This window comes from Arthrobacter sp. Y81 (assembly GCF_002929335.1).
Taxonomy (GTDB): Bacteria; Actinomycetota; Actinomycetes; order Actinomycetales; family Micrococcaceae; genus Arthrobacter.
In genome coordinates, this window is the sequence record NZ_PJIL01000003.1 from 259,809 (window position 1) to 276,954 (window position 17,146).

Sequence of the window (17,146 nt, forward strand, 5' to 3'; positions counted from 1 at the left end):
GTTACTTCTGTGTCTGCGACAGTAGTGTCCAAAACTTGTCCAATCCTTGATTTACCAGGCGGACGTCGTCAGGCGTCCCCATGAGTTCGAAGCGGTAGAGGTGCGGTATCTGGCATTTGAAGGCGATGATGTCGCCGGCCATGCAGAAGTTGTCCCCGAAATTTGTGTTTCCTGCGCCGATCACCCCGCGGATCAGTTTTCTGTTCTGCGGGTTGTTGAGGAACCGGATCACCTGTTTCGGCACTGAGCCTTCGCCGCCGGTCCCCCCGTAGGTGGGAACCACCAGGACGAAGGGCTCGGTGGCGACGAGCTCAGCTTCACGCTGATACAGGGGAATCCGGGCCACATCCCGGCCAAGCTTCTCAACGAAGCGCCGGGTGTTCTCGGATGCCGAGGAAAAATAGATGAGTTGGCTTTGGGTCGTGTTGACGGCCTGAGCCCCAAGGGGAGCATCGGCCAATGCCAGTGCTGCCACGGGAGTCACCTCGCCTGTGTTGTTGGTGGGAAATTTGCCCCTACGCGACGGAGGATGCGGCAGCCAGTGCCAGTTCCTCGATCTTGTCCGGACGGAATCCGGACCAGTGGTCCTGCTCGGTGACCACAACGGGAGCCTGCATGTAGCCCAGGGCCTTCAGGCGCTCGAGTGCATCCGCGTCCTGCGAGATGTCGACGCTCTGGTAGGTGATGCCCTTCTTGTCCAGCGCACGGTAGGTCGCGTTGCACTGAACACAGGCCGGCTTCGTGTAAACCGTTACGGTCATGGTCCCTGTCCCCTTTGTTGAAGTCATTGCTCTTCGTAATCCGCGAGCCCTGCCCGAACTGGAATCCATGTCCGAATACTGGTCTCGCCGGCGGCTGCCCAGGCAGCCTATATGCATGTTGATGTCTGACGCAGATGCCCCGGTCAATCTGTATGTCGATACTACATGTAGTGCAAGCGCCCCGGACGAACCCCAAGATGATGTATTACAAGTATGTCATTTAATGCACCGTTAATCCACAGGCCATGGGGTGAAAAATGTCCGTGTTTCTGCTGTTTTCAAGGACGAAATCCACACCCTGTGGAGTACTTAGCCACATTTAATCCCCTGCGTGTCGCGTGGTGGACGGCGTGTCGCGGCGGTGCCGGACGCGTGTCGCGGGGCACACAAAAGGGGTCCTGAACGCTTCGTCAGGACCCCCGATGTGATGAACGGAACTATCTCTGCGGATAAGAGCCGGGACCGCCGGCTGCGCGCTTGGATGCTGCGTGGTCCAGGACAATCTGCTGGACGTCAAGGTAGCCCGTCTCGAAGCCGGCCCTGGAGTAGCACAGGTAGAACAGCCACATCCGCTGGAAAATCGCGTCGAATCCCATGGCCGCCACCTCGTCGGCACGGGACATGAACCGCTCCTCCCAGAGGCGCAGGGTCTGTGCGTAGTGGTCGCCCATGGCCAGGCGTTCGCGGACCCGGAGCCCGGTCTGCTTCTCGGTGATTTCCTCGATGGCCCGGACGGACGGGATGACGCCGCCGGGGAAGATGTACTTGTGCACCCAGGTGTAGCTGGTCCGGGTGGCGACCAGGCGGTCGTGGGCGATGGTGATGGCCTGGATGGCCACCTTGCCGCCCGGAGCAAGGACGCGCTCGATCGTTTGGAAGTACGTGGCCCAGTACTCGTAGCCGACGGCTTCGATCATTTCGACCGACACGACGGCGTCGTACTCGCCTTCCACCGCCCGGTAGTCCTTGAGTTCGATGGACACGGAGTCGGCGTAGCCGGCCTCGGCCACGCGCTGGCGGGCGAGCTCCTGCTGTTCGCTGGACAGCGTGACGGAGTAGACGGTGGCTCCGCGTGCAGCCGCCCGGAGGGCGAGTTCGCCCCAGCCGGTGCCGATTTCCAGGACCCGTGTCCCCTGCCCGACGCCGGCTTTGTCCAGCAGCCGGTCGATCTTCGCCTGCTGGGCGGCGGCGAAACCGTCCCAGGCAACGGTCCGCAGGGCGTCGCCGCTCTCCGGAAAGAGTGCGCTGGAGTACGTCATGGTGCTGTCCAGGAACGAGGCAAACAGCTCGTTGGAGAGGTCATAGTGCCGCGAGACGTTCGAGCGGGTGTTCTGCTCGCTGTTGCGTTCCCTGCGCGGCTGGCGCGGGAGGTAAAGGGCCCGCAGTTTCTGCAGCGGCCCAGGCACGAGCGTCCCGACGCGGGCGGCGAAGACTTCCATTACCGCAGTGAGGTCATCGGCGTCCCAGTCCCCTGCCATGTAGGACTCCCCCAGGCCGATCAGCCCGCCGTCGCCGAGCCGGGCAGCAAAAGCTTCCGGACGGTTCATGGTCATCACCGGGTAGCTCTGGCCTGGCACGGCTGCCCTGCCAAGGACTGTCCCGTCCGGGTAGCGGACTTCGAGGGGAAGCCTCCGTACGGCGGCCTTGAAGATGGCATCGGCGGCCCGGCCGGCCACCAGCGCCTTGAGGCTCGTGGGTACCGTGGCGATGCTCGGCCACACGTCGGCGTCGATCACCGCGGGCGGCTGCGGAACGGTGTAAGGAACTGTGCAGTCGGGGGCGAGGCCGGTCCGGGCCGGGGTGGAACCCTGGTTCGCAGGCTGTCCCGCGGCGGATCCGGTCGTTTCGGTCATTGTCACTGAACTGCCTCCTGTGAGGGGTGGGGTGGTCGTTTGATGAGGGGCAGCCGGCGCGCCCAGAGCTTGATGCCCTGCCACCGGATCTGCGCGGCTACGCGCAGCGGCGCCAGGGGAACGGCGAGCGCGGCGGCGAGGATGTTCGGGACGGAGGCCTCATGGCGTTCGCCGTCAACGGTGGCCACAAAAGGCTTGTGTCCTTCGCGCTCCAGCACGATGGACACTGCGAGGCGCTCCCCCGGTACCGGGAGTTTCATCCGGTACTGGCCTTCGACGTCGTTGAACGGAGAAACGTAAAACGCCTTGGGAACGCTGGCCCGGCCGGCGGCGTCTGTTTCGAGCAGGTAGCAGTGCCGCTCACCGTAGGTGTTGTGCACTTCGGCGACGACGCAGCGCAGGTCCCCGGCGGCGTCATGGCACCAGAACAGGCTGAGCGGGTTGAAGACGTGGCCGAACACCCTGGCGCTGGCCAGCATGGTGATCCCGCCGCCGTCGGGCTCTACCCCCCGGGTCCGCAGGAACCGTTCCACGTTGCCGCGGAGCGAGCCGTCCGGGTCTCCCAGGTGGTCCGCGACGCGGAAATCCACGAGTGGCCTGAGCGGCCAGGGCACGGACGGGAGCCGGTCGACGTCGACGTACCAGCTATAGCTGCGGTACGTGAACGCGTTGTGCAGCGGTGTGCGGCGCACATGGGCGATGGACGTGCGGTAGATGGCTGCCTGGGTACTCATCAGGCTCCCTCCGCAGCAGCGCCCTGCATGGACGAATGGGACAAGCCGGGATCGGACAGGCCTGCATCGGACAGCGCGGGATTGGAAGGGACGGGTTGCTGTTCCCAGTTGCGCGGCTCCCACTTCCGGCCAAGCCGGGCGGCAGCTTTGACGCCGGAGAGTGCGCCGTCCTCATGGAAACCCCAGCCGTGGTAGGCGCCGGCGAAGGCCAGGCGCCCGTCCCCCAGCGCCAGGATCTGCTGCTGGGCCCGGAGGGAGTCGGGCGTGTACTGCGGATGTTCGTAGACCATCCTGTCCAGGACCGCGCCGTCGGAGATGAGTTCGGACTCCCCCAGGCTCACGATGTAGCGGCCCCCGTCGGCAGGTGCGAGCCGCTGCAGGCGCGTCATGTCGTAGCTGACCAGGACCTTGTCCGGCCGCGCGTCGCAGGACGGCAGCCGGTAGTTCCAGGAGGCCTTGGCATTGCCGCTGGACGGCAGGACGGCCTCGTCGCGGTGGAAGACCGTCTGGTTAACGGAGTAGGGCATGTTGCCCAGGGCGTCCTTCTCCGCCGGCGAGGCGTCGGTGAGCATGCGCAGCGCCTGCCCGGGATGGGTGGCGATCACGACGGCGTCGAAGCTTTCCCTGCCCTGCGGGGTGGTGAGTTCGATCCCCTCCGCATGGCGGCGCACGGAAGTGACCGGGCTGGCGAGCCGGACCTCCGGCAGGGTGGCGGCCACCTTTTCCACGTAGGTACGGGATCCGCCGGTCACGGTCCGCCATTGCGGCGAGCCCGTGACACCCAGGAGGCCGTGGTGGGCCAGGAAGGTGAAGAGATAGCGTGCCGGGTAGGCCAGTGCGGTGGCGGGATCGCAGGACCACACGGCGCTGACCACGGGGGTCATGAAGTGCGAAACGAAGTAGCGGCTGAACTTCTCCCGGGCCAGGAAGTCTGCCAAAGTCATACCGTCCATGCCGGCATCCGCGGTGGCTGACTGTTCCCCGGCCAGCAGGGCGCGGGCACGGCGGTGGAACCGCGTCACCTCCAGCAGCATCAGCAGGTACCGTCCGCGCAGCAGGGTGGAGGGTCTGGGGATGATGCCGCGCCCTTTGGCACGGGCCCCGGCGTATTCCAGGCCGCATCCGTCGCAGCGGACGGACATGCTCATCTCGGAGTCCTGCGTCTCGACCCCCAGCTCCGCGAAGAGCCGCAGCAGCGTGGGGTACGTGCGTTCGTTGTGCACGATGAAGCCGGTGTCCACGCCCAGGGCGGGGCCGCCCGCCTGCATCACCTCGTGGGTGTGGGCGTGTCCGCCCAGCCGGGAGTCCGCCTCGAAAAGGGTCACGTTGTCCCGCTGGTTCAGGACATAGGCTGCGGTCAGTCCTGCCACGCCGCTGCCAATGACGGCTATCCGCCGGCCGTCCGGAATCGTTGCTGCTTGCGACACTGATCTGCTCCTGTTGGCTTGGCCTGAATCGTCCTGATGGATCGTCTTATGGACAATTCGTAACCGACGGGCGCCCGGATGAGTCTTAATTCCAGCCGGCTGCCTTGACGCGATTCTCCGCCGTGGATGCAGACCCGGGAGGACGACATTCCGGGGCCGCGGGGCGATATGCCACAATGAAGCGGGATTTCCGAAAGCGAAGGGCAACCATTGATTAACCCTGTTCATTTGCGGACGCTGGTGGAGGTCACCCGGCTGGGCTCATTCGCGGCCGCAGCCAACCGGCTCGGCTACACGGCCTCCGCCGTCTCCCAGCAGATGTCCGCCCTGGAGCGGGACACCGGCGTGGATCTCTTCCAGCGCTCGGCCAGGAGCATTCACCCCACGGAAGCCGCCCTGGTGATGACCCGGCATGCCGCCAAGGTCCTGACGGACATCGAGGCCCTCATGGCGGCTGCCGCCAGGACCCACGACGCCACCAGCCAGGAACTCAGGCTGGGCATCTTCCCCAGCCTCGCCACCTACGTCCTGCCGCTGATCCTGCGGAACCCGGCATGGAAGAAGCTCGGCATCGACCTCCGGGTTTCCGTGGCCGAGCCGGCGCAGACCATCCAGGGGCTGCGCACCGGCGGCGAACTCGATGTAGCCCTGGTCTACCAGGTGGGCCAGTCCGGCCTGGCGTGGCCGCATACGGTGAACCGGCAGTGGATCGGAGACGACGACTTCCGCGTGGTGCTTCCCGCGGCCTGGGGTTTCCGCACCGACGCCAAGGTGGCGGCGGACCATCTGTCCGAAATGCCGTGGATTGTCCACCACCCGGGCACAAGCGACGCGACGGTGATTGAACGGCTGTTCGCCAGCTGCAACCTGCACCCCCGGGTCGTCGCCTACAGCGATGACTTCCATGCGAGCCTCGAAATGACCGCCGCTGGGCTTGGCGCCGCCCTCGTCCCTGAACTTGCCCTGCGGCACCGGCCCGCCGGAGTGGTGGTGCTTGACGTTCCGGAGATCAGGCTGGCCAGGAACGTCTTTGCCCTGCTGATCAATGACAAGCAGACGGCCAGGGTCCAGCTCTTCGTCGAACTCCTGGCCGATACCCTGCACAGCCTGGGAACCACCCCGTAAGAACTAGCGGGAACGGAAAGGCACCCGCCTTGCATAGGAGCACGTCGACCCGGCGCGGCCGCAGCCACGCCGCCAGGCGCCGTTCCAGGTGGGCCGCCTCGGCGGTGACGAATCCAATTTCGGTCAACTGCGATTCGCTCCGGTGCTTGCCCAGGTCGCTGAGTAGAGCGCCGGCAAAATCGCCACCGCGCTCGGTCAGCATCCTGCGCAGATTGCCCAGCTGTTCGAGGCGCCAGGCCAGCGGACGGGTCGCCCCGCTGTCGAAAAGCTCGCGGGATCGGGCGACGGCGGCGGCAGCAGTGTGCCTCCGATCAATGTACCTGCGCGGGGACCCCGCCCGGTCCCGTCCCAGATAAAAAATCCCCGATGCTGGAATGGACTGCCCGAGAGGACTATGTTGAAGATATGAACAAGGTACTCAGCCGCCACTTTGGAGAGATCGAGCTCAACCACGGCCGGGACCATAACATCGCCGCCAAACATGAATTGGCGGGCCGGCCGGTTGAACTGGACCTGAACATCAACGCGCATGACCACTTCGACGAGGCGGCCATGCACAAGGTTGACTACAGGTTGCGGTATCTGCCCGAGCTCGTGGACCAGGTGCGGGACATGATTGCCGAGGAGCTGGACCAGGAGGGCACCAGCCCCCAGGAGTACCGCCACTTCCACTGCAATGCCATCAAGGACGAGCACCTCAAGAAGGTGTTCGGCGTGGAGGACAGGAGCCAGCTGACGAATGCCGTGTTCCTGAAGGCCCTGAAGCTGGGCCACGTGGGAATCTACCCCGGCCAGCCCGAACGCTACTTCGTCCTGGACTTCACGCTGGGCGAGCACTTCACCGATGAGGTGCTGGTGGCTTCCGCCGACGAGGACGGCGTGGTGGACGACGAAATCGTCTGGGAGTCCTGAAGCACTAGATAGCTAAAGCCAGATAGTTAAAGCACGACGGCGGCCGGTCACCTGAGGTGACCGGCCGCCGTCGTGCGTGGCTGCTTTTGGTTATTTGGCTGCTACTGCGTGGCTGCTTCCAGCAGGCCGGCGCGGACCGTCTTGGTGGCCGCGACGAGGTTACGCAGGGACTCTTCGGTCTCGGCGTAGCCGCGGGTCTTCAGGCCGCAGTCCGGGTTGACCCAGAGCTGGCGGGACGGAACGTGCTTAACAGCGGTGCTGAGCAGCTCGGTGACTTCCTGCTCACCCGGGACGCGCGGCGAGTGGATGTCGTAGACGCCCGGGCCAACGCCGCGGCCGAAGCCGTGGGACTCGAGGTCGTGAACAACCTCCATGCGTGAACGTGCCGCCTCGATGGAGGTGACGTCCGCGTCCAGTCCGTCGATGGCGTCGATGATGGCGCCGAACTCGGAGTAGCACAGGTGGGTGTGGATCTGGGTGGCGTCGGCAGCACCGGCGGTGGCCAGGCGGAACGAGTTCACGGACCAGTCCAGGTAGGAGGCCTGGTCGGCCTTGCGCAGGGGAAGGAGTTCGCGCAGGGCGGGCTCGTCCACCTGGATGACCTTGATGCCGGCGGCTTCGAGGTCGGCGATTTCGTCGCGGAGTGCCAGGCCCACCTGGTTGGCGGTCTCGCCCAGCGGCTGGTCGTCGCGGACGAAGGACCAGGCCAGGATGGTGACCGGACCGGTGAGCATCCCCTTCATCGGCTTGCTGGTCAGCGACTGGGCGTACTCGGCCCAGGCCACCGTGATGGGGGCGCTGCGGGTGACGTCGCCCCAGAGGATGGACGGGCGGGTGCAGCGTGATCCGTAGGACTGGACCCAGCCGTGGACCGTGACGTCGAAACCTTCGAGGTTCTCGGCGAAGTACTGGACCATGTCGTTGCGCTCAGGCTCGCCGTGCACCAGCACGTCGTATCCGAGCTCTTCCTGCAGCTCCACAACGCGCTTGATCTCGTCCTTCATGAGCTGCTCGTACTGCTCGTTGGTGAGATCGCCCTTGTTGTTGCGGGCACGGGCCGAACGGATTTCGGAGGTCTGCGGGAAGGAGCCGATGGTGGTGGTGGGCAGCGGCGGCAGGTGCAGGGCCTCTTCCTGGGCGGCTTCGCGGACCGAGTAATCGGAGCGGTTGAAGTCGGCCGGGGTCAGGGCCGCGGTGCGGGCACGCACGTCGGCGCGCTGGACGCCCTCGGCGGCGGCGCGGTTGGCGATGATACGGGTGGCCTCGTCGATGGCCGGCTGCACGGCGGCAGCGTCGGTCAGCAGGCCGGCAAGGGTCACAACCTCAACGGCCTTCTGGTCGGCGAAGGCCAGCCAGCTGCGGAGCTGCTCGGACAGCTGCGCCTCTTCCGCGACATCGTGCGGGACGTGCTGGGTGGAGGTGGACGTGCTGATGGCCAGCTTGGCCACGGACTTCTTCAGTTCGGCGATCTTGTCCGCCGAGGCCTGCAGGTCGTTGCGCCAGATGTTATGGCCGTCCACGACGCCGGCAACCAGGGTCTTGCTGCCCAGGGCGGCGAGTGCTGCTGCTGAGGGGACGGCGCCCTTGAAGACGTCGATGTGCAGGGCGTCGATGTTGGTGCCGGCAAGGGTGCCGAGCTGGCCGTTCAGTGCACCGTACGGGGTGGAAACGAACAGCTGCGGGCGCTGCGCTGCCGAGGACAGGACCTCGTAGGAGCGGGCCACCGCGGCCTGGATCTCTTCGGCGGAGGTGTCCTGGTCAACCACCAGGGCGGGCTCGTCCAGCTGGACCCAGCTGGCGCCGGCGGCGGCAAGCTTCTCCAGCAGCGCGGTGTATACCGGCAGGACGTCCTCGAGGCGGGACAGCGGGCTGAAGCCGGCCGGGGCGTCGTCGGAAGCCTTGCTCAGGAGCAGGAAGGTGACCGGGCCGACGATGTACGGGCGGGTCTCCACACCGTTGGCGAGGGCGTATTCGAATTCTTCAACGATGCGGTTGGAGGCCAGCGCGAAGTTGGTTTCCGGGCCGATTTCCGGCACCAGGTAGTGGTAGTTGGTGTCGAACCACTTGGTCATTTCCAGCGGCTGCTGGTCCTTGTTGCCGCGGGCCAGGGTGAAGTAGCCGTCGATGTCCAGCTGTCCCTCAGCGTTGAGGAGATTGCCGAAACGGGCCGGCACGGCGCCGAGGTGGGCGGCGGCGTCAAGCACCTGGTCGTAGAAGGAGAAGGTGCCGGGTACGGCTGCGGCTTCGGTGAGGCCCAGGCCCTGGAGGCGCTTGGCGGTGCCCAGCTGGATTTCCTTGGCGGCGGCGTCAAGTGCGGCGGCGTCGATCTTGCCGGCCCAGTAGGCTTCGACGGCCTTCTTCAGCTCGCGGCGGCGGCCGATGCGCGGGTAGCCCAGGATCGAGGCGGACGGGAACGGAGTGGCCACGGCCGGGGTGTTCTGCTCAGTCATGTGAAATTCCTTGGATGTGTCGGTGAAAAATCGGGGGTGTTCGGTGCTGCAGGTGCTACCTGCTTGGTGCTAAGGGGATCGGGCGGGGGTGGCCCTCAGCTCGCCATTTCCTGGTGGCGGCGGGCAATGGCACTGAGCCTGCTCGCCGGACGGGCGGGCCGCGGCAGTGCCAGTTTGTCCAGGACTTCCAGCGCGCACGCATGTTCGTTGAAGGTGTACAGGTGGATTCCCGGTGCTCCGGCGTCCAGGGCCGCGTTGGCCAGATCCACCGTGGCGCGGACGCCGATCAGCCGGCGTTCGGCGTCGCTGTCCGCGGCGGCCAGCCGTGCCATCAGTTCCGGAGCTGGTTCGACGCCGGTGAGCTCACCCAGGCGGGTCAGCCGGCGCACGCTGGTCAGTGGCATGACGCCCGGGATGATGGGAATCGTGACCCCCGCCCGGCGTGCCCTCGTGATGAGGTCGGCGTACTGCTCGGTCTGGAAAAACACCTGGGTGATGGCGAAGTCGGCACCGGAGCGCTGCTTGGCCAGCAGCACCTCGACGTCGTGGGCCTCAGTGGGTGATTCCGGATGCCGGGTGGGGTACGCGGCCACGCCGACCGCCACTTTGCCGGCGCACAGCAGGGCCGAACGGCGCTGCTCCACGCGGCGGATCAGTTCGATGAGGTCCTGGGCGTAGCGCAGGGAGCCGACGACGGGGGTCCCGCCGTCCTTGGGCTGGTCACCGCGAAGCGCCAGGATGCCCCGGACACCGACGTCGAGCAGTTCACCGATGATTTCGGACAGCTCCTGGGGCGTGTTGCCCACGCACGTCAGGTGTGCCAGCGGGCGCAGCGTCGTCTCCAGCAGGAGCCGGTTGATGAGTTCGACGGCGGTGTCCCGGTTGGAGCCGCTGGCGCCGTAGGTCACGGACACGTAGTCCGGGTCCGTGGATTCCAGCTCGCGGATGGTGGTCCAGAGCGATTCGGCGGCAGCCGGGGAACGCGGCGGGAACAGCTCATAAGAGAGCGCCACCGGAGCTGTGTCGGATAGATTCGAGTGCGTGTCAATAAGGCTAGGTGGAGACATTTGCGTCCTTGGCTTTGAGCCATTGGCGGCAGCTGCGCCTCAGTCCTTGGGACCTCGGAAACGCAGAACCGTCAATGAATTTGAGTTTGGGGAACACGGATTGAACTTCGGCAGGGCGCAGCCGCGACTGTTACGCCTGACAAGAAGTTCTCCGTGAGCAAATGTCAGGCCCACATGGGGGCACCCACACCCTCCTGGCGGCCGCTGGGCGGCACATCCAATGCGGAGGATCGCTGACACGTTACGTCGGTAACTTGTATAAGACTCTAGGGCCCACCTCCGGAGCGTTCAAGCTGGCCGCCGAATTAAGACGCACCTTTACGCCCTGTTGCGTCACGGCACAGAACATTGTTCGCCCAAAAGCCCCGAAGCGACCAGTACCCGGAAGCCCTGGCCGGCTGACCGCGGTTTCAAGCCTCCCGCCGGGCCGCCTTCTGGAGCCGCCGGCGCCCCCACCACACTGCAGCGACCATCAGTCCCAGGACATCGGCGAACCCCAGGATCGCCTCCCATGGAAGTTCTATGTCCCCGCTGTTGAGGTTGTTGAAAAAGGACCCTAGGGGTGTGAGCAGCGGCCACAGAACAAGGACGTTCCGGACCAGCGCAAAGGCCACGGCGTATACAACGCCAAGCCCGAACAGGAAGGGCATTCCTTCCGCGCCCATCCCGTAGCCAACGTGATAAGCGGCGTAGAGGGCCGCCGCCAGCGCTATGCCGGGGACCTGGCCCAGGCTCGCGGTGAGGCGCGTCTGGACGAAACCCCGGAAGAAGACTGTCTCGAATGCGCCGACAGTCAACGACATAACGAGCAGCGGCACCCAGTCCACGGGCGCCGGCAGGGTGTAGCCAAAGAGGGTGATTGCGAATTGGATGGCAGCCAGAACAAGTCCCAGGATGACAGCCGCCTTCCAGTTTCCCAGCCACAGCCCCACATCGGACAATGGCCGGCGCCGTCGCACCGTGTAGAACACCGGCCCTGCGACCCCCAGGACAAGTCCGGCGCCGAAGCAAAGGAAGAGGCCGAGGACATTGGCAACGGTGAACATCGTAAATGCAAGGCGGAAGAGCCCGACGACGGCGAGGTAAAGCACCACGACGACGGCGAGATCCAGCTTGTCGACTCTCTTCCGCCGGTTCCCCCCGCGGAGGACACCGGGACCTGCCAGGACGGCGAGCAGCAGCGCTGAAGCCGGGATCACCAACCCAAATACGGTCAGGTCCAGGACCGCCAGCGACAGCATCGCCGCAACCAGCCACGACGCCCACACCCATTTAAGCCTGTCTTCAGTTTCTGCAATCCTCATGAGGAGCCGCCGCTCTCTTGTTCCGCCTCCCCCGTCATTAGCTTGGTACGCGTCCGTCGTTGGCGCTAGGGGATTTGGTCGCAGTCTGCCTGCGTGGGCGCCCGGACTACCAGCGGCCACGGATTACCTGCAGCAAGTCACCAGGGCTTTTCTGCCCCGGTTTCGGATTCGCTGCCGTTCAGGTATTCGTCCCGCTGCCTGCCGTCGTTCCGCTCCCGCTGCGCGGATTTGGCAGACTCTTCGAGCTTGTCCAGCTCGCTCTGTTGCGGTTCGGGATCGGGCTGCGGCTGCTCATCGGAGCCCTCGCCGGGTTCCGCCGCCGGGCTTCCGAGCTTGTCCGCTTTGGCCTGCAGCCGCTCTCCGGCTTCCCGCAGGCGGTCGCCTACACCGTCGGCTCCGTTGGCGCTCTCCTGGCTGCCTTCCGGGCTGAAGCATCCGGGCGGGGCAGCCTTGACCACGGCCAGGCCGTCGTCGTAAAGTTTGGCGGCTTCCGCGCCGGCGTTGCCGGGCTCTGCAGTCTGGTCGGCCAGCCGTTCGATGCTCAGGACCAGGTTGACGCGCACCTTGCACTCATCGGCCGGCGGCGCGTCGGCCAGGGACGCCTCGAAGAGCGTGCGGGCGCCGGCGTAGTCACCGCTCAGCACCAGGGCATCGCCGGCGGCAAAGGGCGCCTTGTGCCGTTCCACGAAATTCGCGATTCCCAGCCCGGAGGCCGCGGACGCGACGGTAGCCTGGTCGCCGCTGCCGAAGGCCCCGGCAGCCTGGCCGCCCAGGTAACCGACGCTCAGCAGCTTGACGGCGAGCGCCACGGCAGCCAATGCGGGCACAGCGGATACAAGCAACAGGCGGTGCCGTAGGTGTTTTCCCTGATATGGCTTTCCCCGGTTCGGCTTTCCCTCTTGCGACGGAGTTGGCGGGAACGGCTCCCTGTTCATGCGCGGGCCCCCTTTTCCGCCGGTCTGAGCTGCCTCAGCTGGCGAAGCACCCTAAGGCTCTCCCACAGGGCAAGGACGAACGCGGCCAGCGCCGGCGCCCAGTAGAGTTCCACCCGGCCCTCGAGGGACTCCGACGTTTCCTTCAGCGCTCCAGTCCTGGCCGCCTGCATCATCGGGGCCACTGCATCCCCTGCCGCGCGGTGCACATACGGCACACCGAGCTGCGCTGCGATCCCTCTCAGCATGTCCTCATCGATTCGGGACACGGCGTCCCCGGCGCTGCCGCCGCTGCGGTCCTGGATGTAGTCAGTGCTCGCGGCGGATGAATAGTTGGTCTTCTCCTTCATCCGGCCGCCCTGCGCGGTACCGTAACCGAGTACCGCGCCGCCGTTCACCAGCGAGGCATCCACGCGCATCGGCTCCGGTGCCTTGCCGCTGGTCTGCTCGCCGTCGCCAAGGTAGTACACGATCCGGGCCCGCTCAGGGTGGCTGTCCCGTGCTGCCTTCAGCCGTTCGTTAAGCAGAGTCCGGGCAACCGTCACGCTGCTGCCCGTGGAATATACGGTGACCTGGGGCTCCAGGACAGCGGTCAGGGTGTCGAGGGCGGAGGCGTCCGTGGTCAGCGGCATCCGGACGACGGCCTGGGAGTCGAACGTGATCATGGAGAACCTGGCTCCGGCGAGCTCACCGGCTATGGCCATGATGTCCTTCCGGACGCCGTCGAGCCTGGGGCTGCCGTTTCCGTAGTCCTCGGCTGCGATGCTGCTGGTGGTGTCCACAACAAAAAAGACATTCACGTCGGTTGCGGCAGCCCGGACGCTCCCGCCAGGTACACCGGGCCGGAGGGCCGCCAACAAAAGCAGAACCACGAGTCCCGCCGGCAGCAACGCGCCGCGGAGTCCCGCGCGGCCGGGCCGGCTTCGGACGGCCGTCCATGCCAGGACAACGACGACGGCGAGAATCACCGGAACCATAACCCACCAGGGCCAGATCGGCTGAAAGGTCATGACCTGAGCCTCCAGGACACGCCGGCCAGCACCAGGCCGGACACCAAGGCGATTCCCAGCGGGATCTCGGCGCGGTCCGCCACGGCGGCCTGCGGGGCGCCCTTGAACGCGGTGGCCCCAGTCGCCTGGACCTTGCGGATGATGTCCTGGACCGCTTCCGGGCTGTCCAGCGCGTAGTACGCCCCGCCCGTCCCTTCCGCTGCCGTCCTCAGCTGGGCGCCGGGCTGGGCCGGGTCCGTCCCATAGTCGAAGTCTCCGGGGTTGAGGGCGTACATGCGGACGTCCTTCTTCTTGGCCAGCACCGCCGCTTCCTGGAGGGTGAAGATGGGATCACCCGAGACGAAGTTGTCGGTGGCCAGGATGACCGAACGCGACCGTTCCTGTGTGCCGCCGGCTCCGGCCTGCCCACCCTGATCGGCCGCCGGGAAGCCCTGCACGCACGAAGCCAGCCCGTCACCGATCAGCGAGGACCCGGCGCCGTTCCAGGTGCCGTCCAGGAAACCGGCGCTTCCGGGAGCCCCGTCGAACGCTTCCTTGGCAACCTGAAGCTGTTCCTGCACGAAGTCATAGTCATCAGTCAGCGGGAACACCTGCACCGCGCTGCTGTCGAAGACGGTCAGGCCCAGCCGTTCGCCGTCGAATCCCTGTGCCAGCCGGGCGAAGACTTCCACCACCGCAGCGTCGGCGCTGCTCATGGATCCCGACGCGTCCAGGCACAGGATGATGTCGCGGTTGCGCTGCTCGGGGCTGACAGTGCTTCGCTCGGCCGGCCGTGCCGCCGAAACCACTGCCGCCACCATCAGCACTCCCCCGGCGACCGCGGCAACAGTGAGCCAACGGCGGTGGCGCCTCAAAGCGGCCTGGTACTCCGGCAGTTCGGTGAGCCGGTGGCTGTGGGCCACGGGCCGCCGGAGGGAACCGTGGCTCCGGTCCCGCTTCCGGGCCACCCAGTACGTTCCCACGGCCATCAGGAGGGCCGCCGGAATCATCCACCAGAAGATCAGTTCCATGCCCGGACCACCTCCCGGGCCGTGTCCGCCGCGGCCGCGACAGAGTCGCGGGGTTCAGTATCCCGGGGCTCAGGGCCGAATTCGGCCGGATAAAGGCTGCTGATGGCCAACGCGGCCGCCGGAATGCCCTGCCGGTGGAGTTCCGCCAGGGTCATCCGCGGAGCGTCGATCCCGGCAATGTCGCGGACAAAGCTCCTGATCAGCAGGCTCAGCTCCTGGTGGGAGGCGCGCGCCGACACCCGGCCGGCCGCCGCGTCGACGGCCACGGCATCGATGCGGCGCAGGTACTCCTGCTTGAGGCCGGACGGATCCGACGGCCGACCGGAGGGTGCGGCGGGCACCGTACCCGGCCGTTGCCGGGTGCTCAGGAAGACGAAGGCAAACCAGGCTGCCACGAGGAACAGCAGGCCCAGGCCGGCCCACGTCAACCACTCGCTGTACGTCAGCGGGGCATAGAAACCGGAATCATTTTCCACGGCGGTGCCGTTCCAGCAAGGTGAACACGGCTGGCATCACATCGTGGCTGCTGCCCGCGTGGACGTGGGCAATGCCCAGCCGGCGCAGCACGGCCTCCCGGGCCGCATCGCGCTGTTCCTGCGCCGCCGTGTACGCACGGATGACAGCCTCCGATGCCGCCAGCCGGCCGGGGAGGAGGCGGGAGTCCGCCACGTCGTAGCGGTCGGCGGGTTGGGTGGCGGCCGCCTGTATCCCGCCGGCCTGTAACCTGCCCGGGCCGGCTGCGGCCAGCTGCGCGTCCCGCACCGTCAGCCAAAGGACCTCGTGTTGGGCCCGGAGTCGGCGAAGCAGCCGCTCCATGGCGGCATCGGGAACCATTTCGTCGGCCACAACAAAGAGCAGCATGCGCTGCCCGTAGTTGCGTGCCACATAGGACAGCTGTTCGCCGATGCTGCTGCGGGGCGACGTCAGCCCCGTGTCGCCGTCGACGGCGCGCAGTAGCCTTTCCAGGTGGGCCTCGCCGGCCTTTGCGGGCAAGGACCGGGAGCCCTCAGCGTCACCGCAGACCAGGCCCACGACGTCGCCGTGGCGCTGGGCAAGGTAGCCCACCACGCCCAGGGCCATCACGGCAACGTCCTTCTTCTCCTCGCCGCCGAGCGCGGAGGCGGCCATGTTGCGGCCGGTATCCGTGATCAGCAGCAAGGTCTGCCGCCGCACTGCAACAAAACGCTTGATGAGCGGGGAGCCGTGCCGGGCGGACGCCTTCCAGTCGATGTCGCGGACTTCGTCTCCGGGGATGTAGGCCCGGAGGTCGTCAAAGTCCAGGCTGCGGCCTTTGAAGACGGAACCGTACTCGCCGTCGAGCATTCCCCGGGCCTTGCGGTGGGCGAAGATCGACATCTTCGATTTCACCCGGGTCAGGAGGCTGGACATTGGGGGCGCGCTCAGGGGGTCTGGACGGACGCCACAATGGCATCGACGACGGTCTCGACGGGAACCTGCTCCGCCACCGCCTCGAAGCCAAGGATGATCCTGTGCCGGAGCACCCGGTGGGCCAGTGACTTCACGTCCTCGGGGATCACGTGGTCGCGGCCGTTCAGGAGGGCGACTGCGCGGGCGGCCTGGCTGAAGGCAATACTGGCGCGGGGGCTGGCACCGAATTCGATGAAACCAGCCAGGCGGGCGTCGATGTACTGGGCGGCGTTGCGGGTGACGAACACCAGCCCCACGATGTACCTGACAATCGCCGGGTCGATGTAGACGCGCTTGACCAGTTCCTGCACTTCCGAGACCGCGTCAAGCGACGCGGCGGCGGCAGGGCGCTGTTCGTCGGTGAAGACGCCGGAATCGATCCTGCGGATGATTTCGGCCTCTTCGGCGGGTGTGGGGTAGTCCAGGACGTCTTTGAGCATAAAGCGGTCCATCTGGGCCTCGGGAAGCAGGTAGGTTCCCTCCTGCTCGATGGGGTTCTGGGTGGCCAGCACCAGGAACGGCGTCGGCAGGCGGTGCACCACTCCCCCGATGGACGTCTGCCGCTCCTGCATCGCTTCGAGCATGGCGCTCTGCGTTTTAGCGCTGGAGCGGTTAATCTCGTCCAAGAGCACGATGTTGGCGTGGACCGGACCCAACTGGGTGACGAATGTCCCCTTGGCCGCGTCGTAGATCTGTGTGCCGACGATGTCGCTGGGCAACAGGTCCGGGGTGCACTGGATCCTACGGAACTCTGCGCTGACGGCGTCCGCCACGGTCTGCGCTGCGGTGGTCTTCGCCAGCCCGGGGACGCTTTCCAGCAGGATGTGGCCGCCCGTCATGAGCCCCACCAGCAGTGATTCACGGAGCCTGGCCTGCCCCACAACCTTCGCGTCGAAGCTGCGCGAGATGTTGGCCATGACCTGCTGTGCCCGGGCCAGTTCCGCCGCTTCGATCCGGACGGCGGCCGTAGTCTGAAGCACTGAAGAGTCCCCCTGGTTGCTGTTAATGACCGGCGGCTGCTGCTGCCCGGTTGCCGGCGGTCGCAATCGTCCGCCACCGGCCATACTATCCAAGCCGTGGCCGGCAGTTTCCACAATGGGGAGCCCTCCCCATGCGGGCCCGGCGGTACTATC

At 66.4% G+C, this 17,146-nt stretch carries 16 protein-coding genes; 2 read left to right on the plus strand and 14 right to left on the minus strand.

The window, feature by feature from the left end; all coding sequences use genetic code 11:
• Position 1: 1 nt before the first annotated feature.
• The 5 genes from nrdI to CXQ91_RS06435 form a co-directional block, all read right to left on the minus strand.
• Complete coding sequence (gene nrdI / locus CXQ91_RS06415) at positions 2 to 475, minus strand: class Ib ribonucleoside-diphosphate reductase assembly flavoprotein NrdI (protein ID WP_181038801.1); 474 nt, start codon at positions 473 to 475, stop codon at positions 2 to 4.
• 40 nt (positions 476 to 515) lie between these two features.
• Positions 516 to 761: a glutaredoxin-like protein NrdH gene (gene nrdH / locus CXQ91_RS06420; RefSeq protein WP_104173085.1), complete on the minus strand. Its 246-nt coding sequence runs from the start codon at positions 759 to 761 to the stop codon at positions 516 to 518.
• A gap of 437 nt (positions 762 to 1,198) precedes the next feature.
• Entirely contained in the window at positions 1,199 to 2,620 is a 1,422-nt protein-coding gene (locus CXQ91_RS06425; RefSeq protein WP_374953631.1) for a class I SAM-dependent methyltransferase, read from the minus strand.
• Positions 2,617 to 3,348: a DUF1365 domain-containing protein gene (locus CXQ91_RS06430; RefSeq protein WP_104173086.1), complete on the minus strand. Its 732-nt coding sequence runs from the start codon at positions 3,346 to 3,348 to the stop codon at positions 2,617 to 2,619. Before CXQ91_RS06430 ends, CXQ91_RS06425 begins: the two co-directional genes overlap by 4 nt.
• Entirely contained in the window at positions 3,348 to 4,775 is a 1,428-nt protein-coding gene (locus CXQ91_RS06435) for an NAD(P)/FAD-dependent oxidoreductase (protein ID WP_181038802.1), read from the minus strand. Before CXQ91_RS06435 ends, CXQ91_RS06430 begins: the two co-directional genes overlap by 1 nt.
• 210 nt (positions 4,776 to 4,985) lie before the next feature.
• Between CXQ91_RS06435 and CXQ91_RS06440 the strand changes: the two genes are divergently transcribed.
• The gene (locus CXQ91_RS06440) at positions 4,986 to 5,900 is read left to right on the plus strand and encodes a LysR family transcriptional regulator (RefSeq protein WP_104173087.1); all 915 of its coding nucleotides are present in this window, start codon (positions 4,986 to 4,988) and stop codon (positions 5,898 to 5,900) included.
• Between the two features lie 405 nt (positions 5,901 to 6,305).
• Positions 6,306 to 6,812 carry a DUF2004 domain-containing protein gene (locus tag CXQ91_RS06450; protein ID WP_104173088.1) on the plus strand — a complete coding sequence of 169 codons (507 nt, stop codon included), beginning with the start codon at positions 6,306 to 6,308 and terminating at the stop codon, positions 6,810 to 6,812.
• A 101-nt stretch (positions 6,813 to 6,913) separates the two neighbouring features.
• On the opposite strand, the gene metE is transcribed toward CXQ91_RS06450, so the two are convergent.
• The 9 genes from metE to CXQ91_RS06495 form a co-directional block, all read right to left on the minus strand.
• The gene (metE, locus tag CXQ91_RS06455) at positions 6,914 to 9,262 is read right to left on the minus strand and encodes a 5-methyltetrahydropteroyltriglutamate--homocysteine S-methyltransferase (protein WP_104173089.1); all 2,349 of its coding nucleotides are present in this window, start codon (positions 9,260 to 9,262) and stop codon (positions 6,914 to 6,916) included.
• Positions 9,263 to 9,357: 95 nt separating this feature from the next.
• A complete protein-coding gene (locus CXQ91_RS06460) occupies positions 9,358 to 10,329 on the minus strand; it encodes a methylenetetrahydrofolate reductase (protein ID WP_104173090.1) in 972 nt (323 codons plus the stop codon).
• A gap of 410 nt (positions 10,330 to 10,739) precedes the next feature.
• The gene (locus tag CXQ91_RS06465) at positions 10,740 to 11,633 is read right to left on the minus strand and encodes a type II CAAX prenyl endopeptidase Rce1 family protein (RefSeq protein ID WP_104173091.1); all 894 of its coding nucleotides are present in this window, start codon (positions 11,631 to 11,633) and stop codon (positions 10,740 to 10,742) included.
• A gap of 137 nt (positions 11,634 to 11,770) precedes the next feature.
• Positions 11,771 to 12,475, minus strand: coding sequence for a hypothetical protein (locus CXQ91_RS06470; protein WP_258073852.1), 705 nt, complete (start codon positions 12,473 to 12,475; stop codon positions 11,771 to 11,773).
• Positions 12,476 to 12,564: 89 nt separating this feature from the next.
• A complete protein-coding gene (locus tag CXQ91_RS06475; protein ID WP_104173092.1) occupies positions 12,565 to 13,575 on the minus strand; it encodes a vWA domain-containing protein in 1,011 nt (336 codons plus the stop codon).
• Positions 13,572 to 14,585 (minus strand): VWA domain-containing protein, encoded by a 1,014-nt coding sequence (locus tag CXQ91_RS06480; RefSeq protein WP_104173093.1) that lies wholly within the window; start codon positions 14,583 to 14,585, stop codon positions 13,572 to 13,574. The genes CXQ91_RS06475 and CXQ91_RS06480 overlap by 4 nt, the downstream gene beginning before the upstream one ends.
• Complete coding sequence (locus CXQ91_RS06485) at positions 14,576 to 15,061, minus strand: hypothetical protein (protein WP_104173094.1); 486 nt, start codon at positions 15,059 to 15,061, stop codon at positions 14,576 to 14,578. Before CXQ91_RS06485 ends, CXQ91_RS06480 begins: the two co-directional genes overlap by 10 nt.
• Positions 15,051 to 15,974, minus strand: coding sequence for a DUF58 domain-containing protein (locus CXQ91_RS06490; protein ID WP_104173095.1), 924 nt, complete (start codon positions 15,972 to 15,974; stop codon positions 15,051 to 15,053). Before CXQ91_RS06490 ends, CXQ91_RS06485 begins: the two co-directional genes overlap by 11 nt.
• 11 nt (positions 15,975 to 15,985) lie before the next feature.
• Positions 15,986 to 16,993 carry a MoxR family ATPase gene (locus CXQ91_RS06495; RefSeq protein WP_104173198.1) on the minus strand — a complete coding sequence of 336 codons (1,008 nt, stop codon included), beginning with the start codon at positions 16,991 to 16,993 and terminating at the stop codon, positions 15,986 to 15,988.
• Positions 16,994 to 17,146: the final 153 nt, after the last annotated feature.